The sequence below is a fragment of the Populibacterium corticicola genome (genome assembly GCF_042683685.1).
GTDB lineage: Bacteria > Actinomycetota > Actinomycetes > Actinomycetales > Cellulomonadaceae > Timonella > Timonella corticicola.
The window spans coordinates 449,945-468,688 of record NZ_JBHUOP010000004.1 but is presented as its reverse complement, the minus strand read 5'-3'; the positions used below and the strand labels follow the sequence as shown (position 1 = coordinate 468,688).

Annotated in this window: 15 protein-coding genes; 5 read left to right on the top strand and 10 right to left on the bottom strand. The window is 60.4% G+C overall.

Annotation, left to right across the window (positions count from 1 at the left end; translation table 11 throughout):
- Positions 1 to 37: 37 nt before the first annotated feature.
- The gene (locus tag ACFSYH_RS11580; protein ID WP_377467119.1) at positions 38 to 982 is read right to left on the bottom strand and encodes a PAC2 family protein; all 945 of its coding nucleotides are present in this window, start codon (positions 980 to 982) and stop codon (positions 38 to 40) included.
- Between the two features lie 154 nt (positions 983 to 1,136).
- Between ACFSYH_RS11580 and ACFSYH_RS11575 the strand changes: the two genes are divergently transcribed.
- From ACFSYH_RS11575 to ACFSYH_RS11565, 3 genes are all read left to right on the top strand, one after another.
- A complete protein-coding gene (locus ACFSYH_RS11575) occupies positions 1,137 to 3,371 on the top strand; it encodes a HelD family protein (protein ID WP_377467118.1) in 2,235 nt (744 codons plus the stop codon).
- 96 nt (positions 3,372 to 3,467) lie between these two features.
- Positions 3,468 to 4,685, top strand: coding sequence for a phosphoglycerate dehydrogenase (gene serA, locus ACFSYH_RS11570; protein ID WP_377467117.1), 1,218 nt, complete (start codon positions 3,468 to 3,470; stop codon positions 4,683 to 4,685).
- An 88-nt stretch (positions 4,686 to 4,773) separates the two neighbouring features.
- On the top strand, positions 4,774 to 5,832 hold the full coding sequence (locus ACFSYH_RS11565) for an aldo/keto reductase (RefSeq protein ID WP_377467115.1): 1,059 nt from the start codon (positions 4,774 to 4,776) through the stop codon (positions 5,830 to 5,832).
- Positions 5,833 to 5,933: 101 nt separating this feature from the next.
- Here the strand turns inward: ACFSYH_RS11565 and nrdR are convergent, their stop codons facing one another.
- Both nrdR and ACFSYH_RS11555 read right to left on the bottom strand, forming a co-directional pair.
- Complete coding sequence (nrdR, locus tag ACFSYH_RS11560) at positions 5,934 to 6,428, bottom strand: transcriptional regulator NrdR (RefSeq protein WP_377467113.1); 495 nt, start codon at positions 6,426 to 6,428, stop codon at positions 5,934 to 5,936.
- A gap of 432 nt (positions 6,429 to 6,860) precedes the next feature.
- The gene (locus tag ACFSYH_RS11555) at positions 6,861 to 7,250 is read right to left on the bottom strand and encodes a LysM peptidoglycan-binding domain-containing protein (RefSeq protein WP_377467112.1); all 390 of its coding nucleotides are present in this window, start codon (positions 7,248 to 7,250) and stop codon (positions 6,861 to 6,863) included.
- A gap of 263 nt (positions 7,251 to 7,513) precedes the next feature.
- On the opposite strand from ACFSYH_RS11555, the gene lexA reads away from it, so the two are divergent.
- Positions 7,514 to 8,215 carry a transcriptional repressor LexA gene (gene lexA, locus ACFSYH_RS11550; protein WP_377467111.1) on the top strand — a complete coding sequence of 234 codons (702 nt, stop codon included), beginning with the start codon at positions 7,514 to 7,516 and terminating at the stop codon, positions 8,213 to 8,215.
- Positions 8,216 to 8,424: 209 nt separating this feature from the next.
- Here lexA and ACFSYH_RS11545 read toward each other — a convergent pair whose 3' ends face one another.
- The 4 genes from ACFSYH_RS11545 to hflX form a co-directional block, all read right to left on the bottom strand.
- Positions 8,425 to 10,152: an acyltransferase gene (locus tag ACFSYH_RS11545; RefSeq protein WP_377467110.1), complete on the bottom strand. Its 1,728-nt coding sequence runs from the start codon at positions 10,150 to 10,152 to the stop codon at positions 8,425 to 8,427.
- Positions 10,153 to 10,302: 150 nt separating this feature from the next.
- A complete protein-coding gene (locus tag ACFSYH_RS11540; RefSeq protein WP_377467109.1) occupies positions 10,303 to 11,304 on the bottom strand; it encodes an L-lactate dehydrogenase in 1,002 nt (333 codons plus the stop codon).
- Between the two features lie 56 nt (positions 11,305 to 11,360).
- Positions 11,361 to 13,364: an ATP-dependent DNA helicase gene (locus tag ACFSYH_RS11535; RefSeq protein WP_377467108.1), complete on the bottom strand. Its 2,004-nt coding sequence runs from the start codon at positions 13,362 to 13,364 to the stop codon at positions 11,361 to 11,363.
- Positions 13,365 to 13,579: 215 nt separating this feature from the next.
- Positions 13,580 to 15,127, bottom strand: a complete 1,548-nt coding sequence (gene hflX / locus ACFSYH_RS11530; protein ID WP_377467107.1) for a GTPase HflX — start codon at positions 15,125 to 15,127, stop codon at positions 13,580 to 13,582.
- 220 nt (positions 15,128 to 15,347) lie between these two features.
- Between hflX and ACFSYH_RS11525 the strand changes: the two genes are divergently transcribed.
- Positions 15,348 to 15,968, top strand: coding sequence for a class I SAM-dependent methyltransferase (locus ACFSYH_RS11525; protein WP_377467198.1), 621 nt, complete (start codon positions 15,348 to 15,350; stop codon positions 15,966 to 15,968).
- Positions 15,969 to 16,151: 183 nt separating this feature from the next.
- Here the strand turns inward: ACFSYH_RS11525 and ACFSYH_RS11520 are convergent, their stop codons facing one another.
- Genes ACFSYH_RS11520 through miaA form a run of 3 tightly spaced genes read right to left on the bottom strand, consistent with a single transcriptional unit; the run spans position 16,152 to position 18,637 of the window.
- Positions 16,152 to 16,694, bottom strand: a complete 543-nt coding sequence (locus ACFSYH_RS11520) for a hypothetical protein (protein ID WP_377467106.1) — start codon at positions 16,692 to 16,694, stop codon at positions 16,152 to 16,154.
- 36 nt (positions 16,695 to 16,730) lie between these two features.
- The gene (gene dapF / locus ACFSYH_RS11515; RefSeq protein ID WP_377467105.1) at positions 16,731 to 17,678 is read right to left on the bottom strand and encodes a diaminopimelate epimerase; all 948 of its coding nucleotides are present in this window, start codon (positions 17,676 to 17,678) and stop codon (positions 16,731 to 16,733) included.
- Complete coding sequence (miaA, locus tag ACFSYH_RS11510; protein ID WP_377467104.1) at positions 17,675 to 18,637, bottom strand: tRNA (adenosine(37)-N6)-dimethylallyltransferase MiaA; 963 nt, start codon at positions 18,635 to 18,637, stop codon at positions 17,675 to 17,677. The genes dapF and miaA overlap by 4 nt, the downstream gene beginning before the upstream one ends.
- Positions 18,638 to 18,744 lie beyond the last annotated feature (107 nt).

Below are 18,744 nucleotides of genomic sequence, written 5' to 3'. Positions count from 1 at the left end.
GCACCTCCGTACGGAACCGGTCCTACAGCGTCACCGACTAGGACAGGTCACCGTTGCCCGACTCGCGCTGCTGGGACAGGAACTCTTCGAATTCCGCCGCCAACTCGTCGGCAGTCGGGATACGGTTCACATGCGCAAGCAGAGATTCCTCTGGGTGAGCGGCCATGAACGCGTCGTACTGGTTCTCCATGGCGGAGATCATCTCGGAGATGTCCTGCGATTTGCCTGCCTGCCGTTCGACCTCGGCGAGCGCCTCTTCTGCGGCTCCGGCAAGTTCACCCACAGCAAGGTCAAGACCCGTGAGCGCCTCGACTTTGGTGAGACCGGTGATGGCAGCGGGCGTGTACTGCGACTGTGCGAGGTAGTGCGGTACGTGCACGGCAATGCCGATCGCATCGCGCTCGTATTGCCCGAGCCGGTACTGGATGAGGTTCGCGACTGTTGCCGGAACCTGCATCGAGCCGTTCCAGATCTTCTCGTCTTCCACAAGCCCATCGCGGGTGGCGTGGACGATTGCTCCGGCTGGGCGCGTGTGCGGCACGCCCATAGGGATGCCGTGCAGGTTGACCACCAGGGAGATGTTGAAGTCCGTGATCAGCCCGATGACTGCCGCAATAAAGCCATCCCAGTATCGGTCAGGTTCGTAGCCGTGCAGGATGAGATAGGGGGTACCTTCGGCGTCGGTGACGAGGTCCAACGCGATAAGCGGGGGCTGGTAATCAACCCAGCGTGCGGACTCGAAGGTCAAGGTCGGGCGTTTGGCCTGGTAGTCCACGAGACGATCATGATCGAAGGTGGCCACGCGCCGTGGTTCGCCGGTTGCGATGATGTGCTGCGCTGAGATCTCAGTGACGTGGCCCGCGTCCCCGTAGCCGCGCAGCGCAACCACGAGCGCTGGACCTGCCGTTGCCGCTTCTCCGCTCTCGCGCAGGGGGTCAGCCACGTCAAGGTTCAGTTCGTATAGGTCGCGCGGGTCCAGCATGTGCGTCTCCATCGTGTAGTTCTTGGTCGTTAGGTACAACCAGCAGGCCTGTCCTATTGTTCCCACATTTGTGTCGATGTGCATGTCTGCCCGCACATGCGGGATAATGGATGGCCGTGTTTTGTGCCTATCCCTTATCGGTGAGGATGTGTTCGTGCCGGAGACCAACCTAGATCTGCATGAAGAACAGTTGCGTGTGGATGCCATGTACGCGCGTTTAGATGAATCTCGCGCCACTGCTCGCAAGCGCCTTGCGCAGGTACGCCGTGAAGGGCCGAGTGGTTCGCCGCAGAACCGCTCGGAGCGCGATTCGTTTGCGACCCTCTACGAGGATCGTATTGCGCTGTTGGATGCGGTTGAGGACCGACTGGTTTTCGGTCGGCTCGATTTTGATGCGGGAATTGGCGACGATCAGGTGCGTTATGTGGGCCGCATCGGTTTGAATGACGAGAGTCAGATATCTCTGTTGACGGATTGGCGTGCTCCGGCGGCCCAACCGTTTTACCGTGCCACCGCAGCACGGCGTGATGGAGTCAAACGCCGTCGGCACCTGATGACCTCGCAACGCAAGGTGGTGGGCGCCGAGGACGAGATACTTGATCTGAACCTGAGCGATCAGGAGCGCGAGCACCTGAACCTATCGGGCGAGGGCGCTTTGCTTGCCGCAATGTCTGCTGGACGCACGGGCAAGATGGGCGATATCGTCTCGACCATTCAGGCGGAGCAGGACGAGATCATTCGCGCTCAATTGCAGGGTGCTCTTGTCGTTCAAGGCGGCCCCGGCACCGGAAAGACCGCTGTCGCACTACACCGCGCAGCCTACCTGTTGTACGCGCACAGACGACTACTTGAGCGTTCCGGTGTGCTGCTCGTTGGCCCCAGTTCCTCGTTCCTGCGCTACATTGATCAGGTCTTGCCATCGCTCGGCGAGACCGGTGTGGTGTCGACAACCTTGAGTTCACTCATTCCCGGGGTTGCCGCCACGCGCACCGATTCTCCTCGGGCACAACGGCTTAAGGGGTCCTTGCAGTTTGTCGCCATCATCAAGAATGCGGTCAAAGCCCGAGAGCGCGTGCCAGCACATGACATCCGGCTGCGGATTGATGGACACGATCTCGTGATCCGCCGCCGCGACATCAAAGACGCGATGTTCAAGGCTCGCCGTTCCAACAAGCCGCACAACGAGGCTCGCAGCATTTTCGTTCGCGAGATGCTGAACCGACTAGTCGAGCAGTATGTCAAGGACATGCCGTACGAGGTTGCTCCAGAGGATCGCGGAGAGATCCTTGAGGAGGTGCGCACCCACCGTGAGGTGCGTGTGGCACTCAACATCGCGTGGTTCCCGATCAGCCCCGAGAAACTGATCGAGGACCTGTGGGCGAAGCCCCACCGATTGCAGGAGGCTGCGCCTCATCTCTCCGACTCCGAGATCGCTGCCCTGTACCGTGAGCCTGGGCACGGTTGGAGCACCGCGGATATCGCGTTGCTCGATGAGGCGTATGAACTCCTTGGCGAGAACGATCAGACCCGCGCCGACGCTGCGAAAGCCCGAGATGCTGCCCGAACTGAAGCACTTGAATACGCACGGCAGGTACTCGAGAACGCCCCGAAGGACAGTATCCGCGTCGATGCCGAACTCCTCGCGGAACGGTTCTTGGACAACGGCCCAGCGCTGACCACAGCGGAACGCGCGGCACAGGACCGCACCTGGACCTACGCTCACGTGATCGTGGATGAAGCACAGGAGCTGTCCAACATGGATTGGCGGATGCTGGCCCGACGCTGCCCTACCCGGTCCTTCACAATCGTCGGTGACACCGCGCAAACCTCGAACCCTGCGGGAACGAGGAACTGGCCGCGCACCATGAACAGGTTCTTCAAGGACTCCTGGCAACTACGGCGACTCACGATCAACTACCGCACTCCCGCACACATCGCCGACCGTGCGATCACGCTTGCCCAAGAACACCGTCTCCCCGTGTCGCCATTGACCTCGGCGCGAGATATCGACAACTGTTTTGCACGGCATCACGTGACAGCATCGCAGTTGGTATCCAGTGCAGCCCGTGCCGCACACGATCTCGCGCAAGAACTCATCAGTGGAACCACTGGGAGGGTCGCGGTCATCACCCAACCCGCACACATCGCACCCATCCGTCATGCGCTGAGCGCAACCGACTCGTCGAAAATCGTTGGAAACGACCCGCTCATCAGCATCATTACCGCACAAGAGGCGAAAGGACTGGAGTTCGACGGTGTCGTCCTCGTGGAACCTGCACAGTTACTTGAGGCCGCCAACGGTGTTTCCGATCTGTTCGTTGCAATGACCAGACCAACCCAACGTCTTGTCGTCGTGCACAGCCAAGAGTTACCTCAAGCCCTACACTGACGTTCTGCGACCCTGGGGTTAACGCGGGTGTGTAGCAAACGTCCGTAGGGCAAGATTCATTTGGGAAAAGAAGTCCAGTGGGTGGAATATGGACGTGTGTTAAAGGCCCTGCTTTTAGAAAATGTCCACCCACTCGCTATCGAGATTCTTGCCGCAAACGGCATCGAGGTCGTCACCAAGACTGGCGCGCTCGACGAAGCCGAACTCATTGAGGCATTACAAGGCGTTCACCTGCTAGGTATTCGTTCCAAGACGCAGGTCACCGCAAAGGTCATCGAATCCGCGCCAGACCTCGTGGCGATCGGTGCGTTCTGCATCGGAACCAACCAGATCGACTTGAAGTCGGCTGCGCAGCACGGCGTCGCTGTGTTCAACGCACCGTTCTCCAACACACGATCCGTCGTGGAAATGGCCATTTCGGAGATCATCTCCCTTGCTCGCCGTATCCCGGAGCGAGACAAGGCGTTGCACGATGGCGTCTGGGACAAGACCGCAGAGGGATCCTACGAGGTTCGCGGTAAGACCCTCGGAATCATCGGCTACGGAAACATCGGCACCCAACTCTCCGTCATCGCAGAGAACCTGGGCATGCGCGTGGTCTTCTACGACACGGCCGAGAAACTTGCACTCGGTAACGCCCAGCGGCTGCACTCGATGGACGAATTACTTCGGGTCTCCGACTTCGTGACCATTCACGTCGATGGACGCCCTGGAAATGCCGGCCTATTCGGCGAGGAACAGTTCGCGAAGATGAAGAAGGGCGCGATCTTCCTCAACCTCTCACGCGGATTCGTGATGGACAACGAAGCGCTGCGCAGCGCAGTGCTCACAGGACACATCGCCGGTGCCGCCGTTGACGTATTCCCCACCGAGCCAAAGAAGCGCGGCGACAGGTTCGAGTCTGAACTGCGTGGTCTTCCAAATGTCATCCTGACCCCGCACATCGGTGGATCGACGCTCGAAGCCCAGGAATCAATCGGTGAGTTCGTGGCCAACAAACTCAAGGACTACGTTCGCACCGGTTCCACCACGCTCAGCGTCAACCTGCCCAACCTGGCACTCGAATCGACCACCGGTGTTACCCGTATCGCATTCCTGCACCGCAACACCCCGGGTGTATTGGCTGCGGTCAACAACACGCTCGCAGAGTTCGGCACCAACATCGAAGGCCAGTTGCTCGCAACCCGCGGCGAAATCGGTTACGTGGTGACAGATACCGACGCCTCGGTTGAACTCGACGCGCTCAACGCACTGAAAAACATGGAACAGTACATTCGCATCCGCGTACTGCCCCCAATCGGTGTAAAGCACTAACCCCTATAGCTCAGCGATGGCCTTGAACCGGAAACACCGGTCCAAGGCCATCGTCATATGCTCAGTCTTCTTCAGGTACGGTAACTAGATGCACCTTCCACACGAACAGCGTTACAGCGAGACGCACGGAAACACACCATACCGTCGCATGGGACGAAGCGGTCTTGCACTCCCCGCGATCAGTCTTGGGCTCTGGCAGAACTTCGGTGCGCAGGCTCCCGTCGCAACACAGCGCGACATCATCGTGGCCGCATTCGATCGCGGTATCACTCAGTTCGATCTCGCCAACAACTATGGCCCACCGCCAGGCTCCGCCGAAGAGAACTTCGGACGCATCCTACACAAAGATCTCCGCGGCTATCGCGACGAACTGGTGATCACCACCAAGGCGGGCTATCGTTTCCTTCCAGGTCCCTACGGTGAGGGCGGATCACGCAAATACCTGCTCAGTTCGCTCGACAGCTCACTCAAGCGGATGAACATCGACTACGTTGATATCTTCTACTCCCACAGGTATGACCCGACCACTCCCTTACACGAGACGCTCGGTGCGCTCAAGTTCGCCGTGGACAGTGGCAAAGCCCTCTACGCCGGAATCTCCTCGTACTCTGCCGCACGCACTCGCGAGGCATTGCAGGTCGCTTCCGAAATCGGTTTGACGCTCAGTGTGCACCAACCATCGTATTCGCTCCTGAACCGATGGATTGAAGAGGAAGACGCTGATGGTGACTCAGTGGCCTCAGTGTGCGCAGAGGCTGGACTCGGGATCGTCGCGTTCTCGCCACTCGCGCAGGGGCTGCTTACCACCAAGTATCTGTCCGGTGACATTCCCACGAATTCGCGAGCAGCTCAAGGCGGATCATTTAGCCGGTCGTACGTCTCGCAGGAGAATATTACGGCGCTGCGCGCATTGAATGACATTGCGGTCGAGCGTGGGCAGTCTCTCGCCCAGATGGCTCTCGCCTGGACACTACGCCGCCCAGAGATAACCTCGGTCATCGTTGGTGCGCGTACTGTGGAACAGCTCAGCGAGAACCTCGATGCGGTGCTCGATCTCGAGTTCACCGATGCGCAACTGAGGCAGATCGAAGCGACCGCTGTGGACGGCGGCCTCAACCTGTGGGCCTCTCGCTCTAGCGATCTATAGCAGCAGTGCCAACTGGTCAAAACGGTGCCGCGCTAGAGGGTTGTCCTCCAGCACGGCACCGTTTGACGTTCAGTCCCTTTGCAGGATGTGAGTAGCGAGGATTACTGCTCAGCCGATCCTGCTTCGGCGGCTTCTCCCTCGGCCTGTTCTTCGCGTTCCTTGCGCAAGAGCTCAATCGCGGCTTCGAAGTCTTCGAGCGACTCGAATGCTTGGTAGACGCTTGCGAAGCGCAGATATGCAACTTCATCCAGTTCCCGAAGCGGACCGAGAATGGTAAGGCCTACCTCGTAGGCGTCGAGTTCTGCGAGTCCCATTGAGCGGATAGACTCTTCGACCTTTTGAGCGAGAACAGCAAGATCGTCATCAGATACTGGCCGTCCTTGGCAGGCTTTACGTACGCCGTTGATGACTTTCTCTCTGGAGAACGGCTCGGTCACGCCGGATCGTTTCACCACCGAGAGACTGGCTGTCTCGATTGTTGTGAATCGCTTCATACACTTGGGGCACTGCCTGCGTCGACGGATCGCTGATCCGTCCTCGGACGTGCGGGAATCGACGACTCGTGAGTCTGGGTGCCTGCAGAACGGGCAATGCACGTCGTGCTCCTACCGGTTGGGTTTAACTTCCGGTTCATTTTACGTTACCCGACTGGTGTACCCGTCAGTTCCCTGGCACTCAATTCATCACGCACTAATCACAAGGAACTCTCCAGCACCCATATGACCCCACCGATGTGTGGGTTTGTTCGCCGTTATGCGCAACATAAAGGCACACAACGGCGAAGAATAACCCACACAGTGCTGATGGGCCTGGCCCCAAAATGCCGAATGGGGCACAGCCTAGGCTGTGCCCCATTCCAGAGCGCCCAACCTTCGACTTGCGTGGCGACTCGCCGCACCACGTAGGAAGGATGAGATGAAACCGAAAGCGGAATGCTTTCCCCTAACAGACAGCCCCCCAGCCCTCTTGTTAGGTATTACTAACTTAAGGCATGTTTGGCGATTACGCAACTACCCTGTTGCGTAATCCTAATAACTGGGCAAAAGCAAGGTTTGACCAGCCTTGAGCGATCCATCCGACATGCCATTCAAACGCATGATCTCAAAGACGACATCGCGATTGTCCTTACCCGGATTAATCCCTGACGCGAGAGCCCACAGCGTCTCGCCCTGCTCCACGGAATGAACCGTCACCGGGATACCCTCGGGCGCCTCCCCCGCAGCCGCGACCCCTCCAAGCATCGCACCCACAATCACCGACAGCACGATGGCAAAAGCCCACACCACGAAACGTCCACGTCGCGTCAGGCGCAGGCCCCGCAGACCCGACCGCCCGTAGCGCTCGCGCGAAACCCGACGCTCCGCAGCATGCGATGCCGGAAACTCGATAATGATTCCAGTCTGCGCTTGCATTGCCATCCGTCCACTCCTTCAATCAACAGCACTCACCAAGCCGAAACGATGAGCAACAACCACTGCCCGCCAGAAACCATGTACCCAAACCAGCGATTCGAACATATGTTCGTTAGAACAAGTGTACGAAAAACTGGTTCGAATGCAAGACCTCCCGGAGACTCACTCGAACAAATGTTTGAATCCCGAGGTGAAATTGCCTAGTCTTGCTTACAGGCAAAGTTCACCAGAACCATCTGACATTCGAACCACACGCAGGAGTTTGGCGCATGGAGACACCAGAGCGAGACCAGCTATCTAAGCGGCAGCAAGCTGTTCTCGAAACAATCGCGCAGTCCCTCGACTCGCGCGGCTACCCGCCAACCCTGCGCGAGATCGGTGCGGCAATCGGCCTGACGAGTCCCTCTTCGGTCAAGCACCAGTTGAACGTGCTTGAGGAGCGCGGTTTCATCCGTAGGGACCCAAACCGCCCTCGGGCAATCGAGGTCGTGTCTCTCGAGGACGAGGAATCAGCAACGAACACCCTCGCGCGCACAGGGAAAGATGCGGAGGCGGCAACCACCGTCGTTCAGTTGCCTGTGTTCGCAGAATCAAGCGTCACACGGGACGTTCCACTGGTCGGACGCATCGCCGCAGGTTCGCCGATTCTGGCCGAGCAGGATGTGGAGGATGTCTTTACGCTCCCCAAGCAACTCGTGGGGGACGGAGACCTGTACATGTTGAAGGTCTCAGGCGACTCAATGGTGGATGCCGCCATCTGCGATGGTGACTGGGTGGTTGTCAGACACCAGAACACGGCAGAGAACGGTGAAATAGTCGCTGCGATGCTGGATGGCGAGGCAACCGTGAAGACATTCAAGCGCAAGGAAGGACATATCTGGCTCATGCCACACAACCCTGCGTATGAACCGATCTTGGGTGATGATGCAACGATTCTTGGCCGTGTCGTCTCAGTGATGCGCAGCCTGTAGCTCTGGCAGTAGACACGAGGGGGCGCGGAAACCATGTGGCTTCCGCGCCCCTCTGCGTTCGTTTCTAGGCTTTGCGGCCAGAGCACGTCTCCCATATGAGGTAGCCAGATGAGGATGGCGCTGATGGTGGCACCGCGTCGTCCTCGGCGGGTGCGGGTGGCGAATGTTGTCGTTCCGCCCCGAATAACGGCCCGCGATACAGCAGCGGTCTAGGACGAGGACAGAACCGTCTCGGGGACTGACCGATGCACGCCCCGTGGCTCGTAGGTCAGGTTGCCGGACAGCCCGAGCAGGTCTGCGGCAAGCCAGACAATGGTGAGCCACATCTCCGTGCCCTGCAGGCCTGGTGCGCGCTGCTCCGCATCAATACCGGGCGACTCCACCGCGGCGAACGCAAAGCCCTCTCCCGGTATATAGCGAGCGAGCGCATCGGCCAGCAGCGTGCGAGCCACCTCCGTGACCTCGCTTGCGCGATGGCGAGTGTACGCCCCTGCCAAGCGCAGTGGATGCAGCACGTCGAGCACATTGCAGGCGTCCTGGCGCGACATCGCGAAGCACTCTCCCCGGCGCACATGTTGCAGTACCGTGTCGATCACCCTCTCCGGGTGTGGCGGCGCCACACCGAACTGCGCGAACGTACCGCGCGTGAGGCGGTAGTAGCCGTTGACCATCTGCAGCAGGTCGCCGTCGTCGGCAGCGCTCCCCCACATACCCGTCTCGTCGTCCACGGCGGCGATGAGCCAGCCCAGGAGGGTGCGCAGGTGGGTGGGCGCGTGCGAACCTACGCGTTCCCAGTCCAGCAAAACAGCCGTGCCCAGCGCGTCCACCTGATGACCGGCGGTCCATGCCTTGTTCGTCCATGGCAGGTCGTCAAGGTAGGCGACCAGTGCATCGGCCGTGGCCTCTCGAAGAAACGCGACGCCGTGCGGTGGCTCGGCGCCAAGTAGCCGCAGCGCGTAGCCAGCGGCCAGAAGCGTGTAACTCGCGTCCGGGTCCTCGAAGCATCTCCTCTGCGTTTGCAATGCACCGTTGTCGCCACCATCGCTGGCGTCGAAGTCAAAGAACAGGCCGCTAGTGGGATCTTGCCACGAGGCAAGCAGGTCACGATGCTGTTCGATGCTGCGCTGCGGCGGCACCTCGCCGTACACCGCCGCATACAGTTCGATGGCATCGCACTGCGCACGGAGCGTGGGTGGACGGCCCTGCGCATCGCTGAAGAGGCCTCCGTTCAGCCCTGGGTTCCAGGCCTGGGCGACGATACCCCTGACATCTCGCTTCACCGCCGCGTCGAACTCGCGCAGCGCCGATATCAGCGCATCGTCCTGCTGTGGTGCCACCCGCCACCGCACCACCCGGGCGGGATTCCCCACCGCGATCGCTCCAGACGGTACATCCTTGGTCACAACCGATCCGGCCCCGATCACGGCCTTGTCGCCAATGCTCACACCGTCCAGCACGGTTACGCTGCTGCCGATCCACACGTCGCGGCCGATGCGGATGCCCTGGCTCGTGTGAGGCTGGCGGAACACCTCCGGCTCTGCGTCGAAACCGTGGTTGAAGCCCACCAGAGAGGTGCGGGCACCGATGCGCGTGGCATCGCCGATGCTCACCCGTCCCCTCACGGCGGCGTCGACGTTCACCGAACAGTCCGCACCGATGCTCACCTCCCCGTCAATGTGCACGCGTGCCGCGATGGTGGAACGTGCACCGATGTGGACGACACCGGGCTGTACTGCCGCCTGGCTGGAGATGAAGCACTGGTCGCCCAACGTGCACTCGGGATGCAGGGCGAGAAACTGCCGCTGCAATTCCAACTGGGCGGCGTGCTCGGACTTGTCGGCGTGGTCCCAGAACTCCCACGGCGCCACGTCGTAGTGATGTGCGTCGAACGGCCGCGTCGTCACGAACCGCTCCCAGCGGCGTGGCGCGCACGCCATGGGGTCGGTATGCCATCCACATCGATGGTGATCTCAGTCATGACATACAGCCTAGGGCGTGTCCTCACTATGGATCGTGAGGCTCGCGGCTCTCTGATCAGGTCTTCACGGAGATCGGTGGAAGACAAGCCCTCAACTGTGCACTGGGGCTCAGTAACCGAACTGACGTGCGACTTCCTTGAGTTTCTGAGCCGAACTCTTGAGACCATCGTATTCAGCGTTGGACAGTGGGACTCGCAGTTGCTCTGCCGCGCCCCGCCCACCGACAACGGTTGGAATGGACAGGCACACATCGGTGATCGAGAAGTAGTTGTCCACGAGCGTCGACACCGGAAGCACTCGGTTTTCGTCCTTGAGGAGCGCCTCAATGATTCGAGAACCAGCAAGCGCAACAGCGTAGTTGGTGGCGCCCTTGCCCTCGATGATCGAGTAGGCGGAGGTGATGACCTCGTTGGCGATAGCCTCGCGTTGTGCCTCAGTCAGTGGGCCACGTCCGTTGATTCCAGGCCAGTCCAGCAGCGGTACACCACCAATGGTCGCGGAACTCCACAGTGGGATCTCCGAGTCGCCGTGCTCACCGGCCATGTATGCGTGAACATTCTGAACAGCTACGCCGAGCTCACGCGCAAGGACATATCGCAATCGGGAGGAGTCCAGGACGGTACCGGAACCGAACAACTGGTGACGTGGCAGTCCGGTAATCTTCAATGCCGCATACGTGACAACGTCTACAGGATTGGTGACCATGACGTAGGTTGCGTTTGGGGCGACTTCAAGGAGCGGCGGAAGGATCGTCTTGACCAGGTTGATGGTCGCTTCAGCGAGGTCGATGCGCGACTGTCCGGGCTTCTGCTTCGCGCCTGCGGTCACCATGATGACATCAGAGTCACGGCAGACCTCAACATCGTCTGATCCCAGGACATTTGCCATCGGCATGAACTGAATGCCGTGCGACAGGTCGAGGACCTCTGCTTGGACCTTGGACGCGTTGATGTCATAGAGCGCGACAGTGCGGGCGGAACCACGCATGAGCGCCGCGTAGGCCATGGTTGAGCCGACGGCCCCAGCCCCGACGATCGATACCTTTGAGGTCTTGTGGGTGCTCGACGAAGCGGAGGCTTCGGAAGCGGACCCGAGTGACTCGAAGTACATATGGATTCCCCTCTGACGGCGGTTGAGTTCTCGCACTCACAATACTTGAACTTACGTCACTTCGCGTCAGCAGCGCGCAGGCGCCTCAGCGCGTTCACCACGACATTCTTGTCATGTGTCTGCCAAAAGTCGGGCATGGACTTGATCAGGAACGAACCATAGCGCGCTGTGGCCAGGCGTGGGTCGAGCACCGCAACGACTCCCCTGTCGTCCACGGTACGCACAAGCCGTCCAGCCCCCTGTGCGAGCAGCAGCGCCGCATGGGAGGCGGCAACCTGCATGAAACCATTCCCACCGTTGGCGGCGATGAGTCTCGAACGTGCCGACTTGACCGGGTCGTCGGGGCGCGGGAACGGAATACGATCCATGATCACAAGCTGACATGCCGGCCCTGGAACATCCACTCCCTGCCACAGGGACAGCGTGCCGAACAGACACGATTCCTCATATTCCTTGAACTGTCTGACCAGGGTTGGAAGTTGATCCTCGCCCTGGCAGAAGATGGGATAGTCCACGCGGTTGCGCATTTCCTCCGCCGCCATCTCCGCAGCTCGGCGTGAGGAGAACAGACCCAGCGTTCGCCCGCCAGCGGCCTCAATGAGCTCGGCGATGGTGTCCAGTTGCGATTCGGTGGTGGGGCTCTGTCCCGGTGTGGGTAGGTCCTTTGCGATGTACAGGATGCCCTGTTTGGGGTAGTCAAACGGGGAACCCACATCCTGCGCATCCCACGTTCGCTTTTCACCCGTTTCAGGGTTCACCGCCGCATCCATGCCGATGCTGCGGGCAACGGGCTCGAACGAGTCGCCAAGCGACAGGGTCGCAGATGTCATGATGCCGGTGTGCATTCCCCACAGGTTCACTCCAAGCAGACCAGCCACTCCGAGTGGAGCGATGTTCAGGCGGGCCACGCCCTCCTCCGACCCGAATCGGGGTTTTGAGGCCCACAGTACGTCAACGCCTCGGTCAGCAGCAGCCATGCGCTCTGCGATTTCAAAGATCACGAGCATAGCGGCGGTTGCAACCTTCACGCCGCTGTCCACGTCGTTCTGGTTGTCCTTGGGCTTGAGCTGCGTGACGAGGTCTCGTGCCGCATCGCGGATCGCTTCGACACACAGTTGGAGTTCTTCCGGCATAGCGTCAGTGAAGGTCTGCTCGGGGATCTCAAGCATGACCTGTCCAAAGTTCTCCACCGCGAGTTCCAGGTTTCCCGTACTGACGCCCCCATTGCGGCGCGCCAAGCGCGCCGCCTGCTCAATCGAGCCGAGCGAGAGCTCGGCCGTGGCAGCGGAGGTCACCCGATCAACCAACTCGTGGGCCTCGTCGACAATCAGCGGACCGAACTCGGGTAGGACGTTTGGTGAGCCGGTCGACGCAATCCCGATCATGGTGTGGTTGGTGACCACAACGTCGGACTCAAAAGCGAGTTGTTTGGCCGCTTCGGGGAAGCACTCCTCGATGAGCGGGCATTTCGATCCCAGGCACTCGAGTTTGGAGATGGAGACCTGACGCCACGCCTTTTCAGAGACGCCGGGTTCCAGGTCATCGCGGTCGCCCGTGTCGGTTGTGTTGATCCACTCGTGCAGGCGCTTCACTTGGGCGACAAGACCCTCCTCCTGGCCCTCGCCGCCGCCAGCCGAAGCACGTGATGTGGGGGCGTCGAAGAGCGTGTTTTGCTCCTCAACGGGATATCCGCCGTGTACCTTATGCAGGCACGCATAGTTGTTCCAGCCCTTGAGCAGAGCGATTTCGGGACGGCGCGGCAGATGTGGTTTAAGGGCCTCGGCGACGAGTGGCAGATCCCTGGTCATGATTTGGCGTTGGAGGGCCAAGGTCGCGGTTGAGACGATGACGCGCTCATCCTTGTGCACGGCATGTTCAACGGCCGGAACGAGATAGCCGAGCGATTTACCCGTACCGGTTCCTGCCTGGACCAGAAGATGTTCCTGGTCATGCAGGGCGGACGCCACTGCGTTAGCCATGGCACGCTGCCCTTTGCGCGGCGTTCCTCCAAGTGTGCTGACCGCAACATCTAGCAGCGCATCGGTGGAGGTCTCGCTCACTGGAAGGTCCTTCGATAGGTCGTCAGCACACAACTGTTCGACCCGTAATCAGTACGGGTCGAACAGTCAACTCTAGCCGATCAGGCTGGGCGTACAGTCGGTTTTCCACACCCGGAACTATGGCGTCTCGCACCCCTTGTGACAGTCAGAGCAGCGTCCAGGGTGTCTTCTGCGATGCGCCACACTGGTCATGCGTAGACAATGGCCTCGCAGGCTTAGCGAACCGACGCTGCCTGCAATTCGGTTGCGAGGTCAGCATCCACCCGACCGCGCACGGAGGTACCTTCGGCAACGTGTTCGATGGCTTCGATCTCTCCGTGTTCGTGCACGCGCGAGATCAGGTCACCGCGAGAGTACGGCACGACCACATCCACGAAAACCCCTGGGCGCGGCAGAGCGTCAGCGATTGCTTCGAGCAGTTCCCTGATGCCCTGACCGGTGTGTGCGGAAACAACGTATACGTTGATTTCTCGGCGTTGGACTCGGGCAATCACCTCAGGGTCCGCCATGTCCGCCTTGTTCAACACGACGAGTTCAGGGATGTCCTCAACCCCACCGATCTCGGAGAACACAGTACGCACCGCGCTGATCTGGCCTTCTGGGTCTGGGTGCGAGCCGTCAACCACGTGCACGATCAGGTCGCTGTCTGCGACCTCCTCAAGTGTAGAACGGAACGCCTCAACGAGTTGGGTCGGCAGATTACGCACAAATCCAACGGTGTCGGCGAGGGTGTATACCCGGCCATCCGGTGTGGTGGTCCGGCGCACGGTTGGGTCCAAGGTGGCGAACAGGGCATTCTCCACCAGGACACCTGCCCCCGTCAGCGCGTTCAACAGTGAGGATTTGCCAGCGTTCGTGTAGCCGGCAATTGACACGGCAGGAATCGCGTTCTTGTTGCGGGCTGCCCGCTTTGTGTCGCGCGCGGGCTTCATCGCCGCTATCTCCCTGCGCAGCTTCGCCATTCGGTTACGAATGCGGCGACGATCAAGTTCGATCTTGGTTTCACCGGGTCCGCGGCTACCCATACCAGCTCCCGCGCCACCAACCTGGCCACCGGCCTGACGGGACATGGACTCACCCCAACCACGCAGACGCGGGAGGAGATATTCGAGTTGAGCCAACTCAACCTGGGCCTTGCCCTCACGGGATTTGGCGTGCTGAGCGAAGATATCGAGGATCAGTGCGGTCCGGTCGATGACCTTGACCTTGATGATGTCCTCAAGCGCACGACGCTGGGAAGCGCCAAGCTCCCCGTCCACGATCACGGTATCTGCGCCGACGCGGGCAACCAACTCCGCAAGTTCCCGAGCCTTACCCGAGCCGAGATAGGTTCCTGGGTCCGGGGTTCCACGGCGTTGCAGGATGCCATCAAGCACTTCGGAACCGGCAGTCTCCGCAAGTGCCGCGAGTTCGCGTAGCGAGATCTCAGCATCGAGCGTGGTTCCCTTGGTGTAGAGGCCAACAAGGACAACGCGCTCAAGGCGCAGTTTGCGGTATTCAACCTCGGTGACGTCTTCAAGTTCGGTGGACAGACCGACAACACGACGTAGCGCGGATCGCTCTTCGAGGTCGAACTGGTCTCCGTCGTGGGCTGAGTGCCGCGTATCGCCCTCGTCAAGTGCAGTTCCGGCGCGAGCGAGGACTCGTGCGACAACATCATGTGCGATGTCGCGTTCGCTGCGAGCGTCGTTCTCCCAGACTGCCTCGTCCAGGTTCTCCGGATCAAGGGACGAGGATTCGAACGGTGACGGATCTTGTGGCATGCATTCCTTCTTTGTAACTGGGCCGATTTTTCGGCTGTGTCTATTCTAGTTCTCGCGACGTGACGTTCCACTTATTATTCGCTTGCAGCGCAGTTTGACCCTGTAGCCACAGTAGGCTTGGTCTGTGAACAGTTCTTCGCCGCCGCGTCCAGCGCGCTCTACCTCGGCCCCACGCAATGACGCTCCTGCCAGCGCAAAAGCTGAGGTCTCGGCGCCTCAGATTGATCACTACTTTTCAACTCCTGCGGGCGAGTTCGAGCGTCGCACGATCACTGTGGAGCTTGCGGGCCGGACTGTGGACGTGGTGACGGCTCCGGGTATTTTTTCGCCGGGTCACGTTGATCTGGGTACGAAGGTTCTCCTGCGCGAGATGTCCGCGCCTCCGGGTGGTCACCTGTTGGATCTCGGCTGCGGTTGGGGTCCGATTGCTCTCACTATGGCTTCACTCAATCCCGATGCGACGGTGTGGGCTGTGGACGTCAATGAGCGGTCGCTTGCGCTCACACGCGAGAATGCCGAACGGCTCGGGGTGAAGAACGTGCGGGCAGTGCTCCCGCACGAGGTTCCATCCGACATCGGGTTCTCTGAGGTGTGGTCCAATCCCCCCATTCGGGTGGGCAAGGAGGTGTTGCATGATCTGATGCTGCAGTGGTTGCCTCGTCTTATTCCGGGTGCGTCAGCGTTCTTGGTGGTGCAGAAGAACCTCGGGGCCGATTCCCTGCATCGGTGGCTTGAGGAGCAGTTTTCCCCGGGTAGGGGCGGTGGGGTGAACGCGCACGTGGTGCGCGTCGCGTCGTCGAAGGGATTCCGTGTGCTTGAGGTTATCCGCGAGGAGCCGTAGCTCTGGTTCGAGTCACTTCCGGTTACTCGTATGGTGATTTTCCGTCATGAGGGCGGTTTTTCTTGGTGGGTGATCCCGGAAAATCACCATGTCGGCTGCACACCGGGTTTTGAGCATCCTGATTGCCGACGAGCCCGCAACTTCCAGCCCCATCTCGCCTTGGGCAGGTTTACACCTGCGTATTTACGCCTTGAAGTCGAGGCCCTGTTCAGCCATAGCGCGTTCAAGCAGGTCAACGGCTTTGGGCCCGACTCCGTGTAGGTCGAGGACTGCTGCTTTCGTCCACGTTGAGAGAAGTTTTAGCGTGGACAGCCCGGCGCCCGCCAGCGCTCGCGTTGCTGGTCTGCCGATACTCGCGGGTAGATCGCCAATGCTCCCCACGTCCGCTGTTGCTGCGGATGACTCAACGCGCGCTAGTTTCTTGGGTGCGCGGGCCAGCCAGGCCCGATAGACCAGAGCGTTGGATTGCATTCCGTTGATGCCTCCCAATGGCACCTTCACACCGATCACGGCATCGGAACGCAGGATCAGCTCTGCTCCTGCGATCTCGCCGATGACGTTTTCAGCGTCGCTGGCTTCTAGGTTGACCTGCAGCCAAGCCTTGTCCTTCGTGACGGATGCAAAGCCCTTACCGCGTACCTTGAACGCGACCATCCCGAAATGGGTGGTTTCCTCAACCTCCGGTAGAGCCAGCGCTGCCTTGCGCACTTGCGCGAGTGTTGTCATCGTTCCGCCTCCTCAACGCCAAGAAACTTTGGCCCGCTACAGCAGCGCGGTGTCCAGCGTTCCGTCTGCGACGATGACCGCTGGACCGGACAGTTCCACGTCCTGCCCAGACACGCTCACGCGTACTTGCCCGCCCGGCACATCCACCAACCAGACGTCGGGGACAGAACTGGCCGTATCGTCGTCAATCTGGGAACTCGCAACAGACTGCGAGAGCCAGTGCCGCACCGCGAGCGCCGCGGCGCACGCACCCGTGCCGCACGACTGGGTTTCACCGACGCCGCGCTCATGCACGCGCATGGCGATGTGCCCGATGCTGCCTTCAGCAGTGGATTGCGCTGGGAGTGGGACGACCACTTCGACGTTTGTGCCATGCGGTGGCAGCGGGCTGACCTCGGGGATATCTGTGAAGTTGATGCTTGCGAGCTCGTCTGCGTTTGAGACTGCCGCGACGGTGTGTGGGTTTCCCATATCGATGCTGAGTGCGGGGCGGACCTCGGTGCCCGAAATGCCAACGAGGCGGACCTCGGAATCGAGACCTGCAGAACCTGCTTGCTCCGGGAATGTGAATCGCCACTTCCCCATGCCGACAGTGAACCAGTCGCCTTCCTTGCGAACGGTGCGTAAGCCAGCGCGCGTCCCGATAGGCACGGGCACGCCATCTGTGAAGTCAACGAGACCCAGTCGTTCGAGGTACGCGGCAAAGACGCGCACGCCGTTGCCACACATCTGCGCAATCGACCCGTCGGCGTTGCGGTAGTCCATGAACCACACGGCTGCGGATTCTTGGGCGAGGACTTCACGGCCTTCGGACAGGTGCTCGCTCTTGATGACCCGAATGACGCCGTCACCGCCGATGCCACCGCGCCTGTCCGCGAGGCGCGCAACCAGAGCCTCGTCCAGGTCAAGATTCCCTTCTGGGTCGTTGAGCAGGACGAAGTCGTTGTGGGTTCCATGACCCTTGGAGAACGCGAGGGCAGTCATGATCCTAGACTACGCCGCACCGGCTCATGGCTTTGAGTTTTTCTCAGTCCCTGATCGTGGGCGGCAATGGCTGCAAGCGCATCCTCGATGAGGGTTTCATTCTCGCCCCGCAGCCACTCGATGCGGGGGTCGCGTCCAAACCAGCCCATCTGCTTGCGGGTGAGCCGTCTCGTGTTGGCTGTGATCTGTTCGATTGCCGTGTCGAGCGTGATGCTACCGGCCAGGTAGTCAAGGATTTCGGCGTATCCGACCGCTCGGGCAGCCGTGCGGCCAAGTCGCGGCGCGAGTTCTGTGACCTCCTGTACGAGCCCCTGCTCCACCATGAGGTCAACGCGCTGTGCAACCCGGTGATCGAGTTGTCCCCTGTCAAAGTCGAGGCCGATCGTGAAGGTCGGATACACGTACTCTTGCCTCGGAAGGTTCGCGGAATAAGGCTGACCGGTCAACTCGATAACTTCGAGTGCCCGAATGATGCGGCGTTCGTTCTGGGGTCCGATTGATACCGCCGCCTGCGGGTCTTTTGCGTTCAGTTCGTCGTAGAGGGCGCGGGGCCCCTTTATCTGGGCTCGGTTCTCGATGCTGGCGCGGATGTCCGAGTCCGCACCCGGAAAGTTCATGTGGTCGAGCAGCGCCCGCACGTACAGCCCTGAGCCGCCCACCACGATTGCGCGCCTACCGCGCGCCATAATGTCCTCAAGATCCGCTCGGGCCTGCTCCTGATAGGTCGCTACCGACGAGTCCTCACCTGGGTCCAGGACATCCAGCTGGTGGTGGGTGATACCGCGTTGTTCCGCTTTCGTCACCTTTGCCGTGCCGATGTCCATTCCCCTATACAACTGGTAGGCGTCGGCGTTGATGACCTCCACACGGTCTGGTCCCCCAAGCCGGTACGCCAGTTCAACTGCCAGACCAGACTTACCCGTGGCCGTTGGCCCCACGACCGCAAGAACATCCTCCATGCACACTAGGCTACCCGCTGGTGTGGCACGTGAGGCCCGATTGGGCGGGTACCCTAGATGAAGTCACATATGCACGTGTTTGGGCACCCGATGTTCTGCCCGACGCA

Excerpts from the sequence above, each read along its gene's own strand:
- hflX (WP_377467107.1), bottom strand. The coding sequence starts at position 15,127 with ATGCCACAAGATCCGTCACCGTTCGAATCCTCGTCCCTTGATCCGGAG.
- dapF (WP_377467105.1), bottom strand. The coding sequence starts at position 17,678 with ATGACTGCCCTCGCGTTCTCCAAGGGTCATGGAACCCACAACGACTTC.
- lexA (WP_377467111.1), top strand. The coding sequence starts at position 7,514 with ATGGAGACACCAGAGCGAGACCAGCTATCTAAGCGGCAGCAAGCTGTT.
- ACFSYH_RS11555 (WP_377467112.1), bottom strand. The coding sequence starts at position 7,250 with ATGGCAATGCAAGCGCAGACTGGAATCATTATCGAGTTTCCGGCATCG.
- ACFSYH_RS11580 (WP_377467119.1), bottom strand. The coding sequence starts at position 982 with ATGCTGGACCCGCGCGACCTATACGAACTGAACCTTGACGTGGCTGAC.
- ACFSYH_RS11520 (WP_377467106.1), bottom strand. The coding sequence starts at position 16,694 with ATGACAACACTCGCGCAAGTGCGCAAGGCAGCGCTGGCTCTACCGGAG.
- ACFSYH_RS11540 (WP_377467109.1), bottom strand. The coding sequence starts at position 11,304 with ATGTACTTCGAGTCACTCGGGTCCGCTTCCGAAGCCTCCGCTTCGTCG.
- miaA (WP_377467104.1), bottom strand. The coding sequence starts at position 18,637 with ATGGAGGATGTTCTTGCGGTCGTGGGGCCAACGGCCACGGGTAAGTCT.
- ACFSYH_RS11565 (WP_377467115.1), top strand. The coding sequence starts at position 4,774 with ATGCACCTTCCACACGAACAGCGTTACAGCGAGACGCACGGAAACACA.
- ACFSYH_RS11545 (WP_377467110.1), bottom strand. The coding sequence starts at position 10,152 with ATGGCGTGCGCGCCACGCCGCTGGGAGCGGTTCGTGACGACGCGGCCG.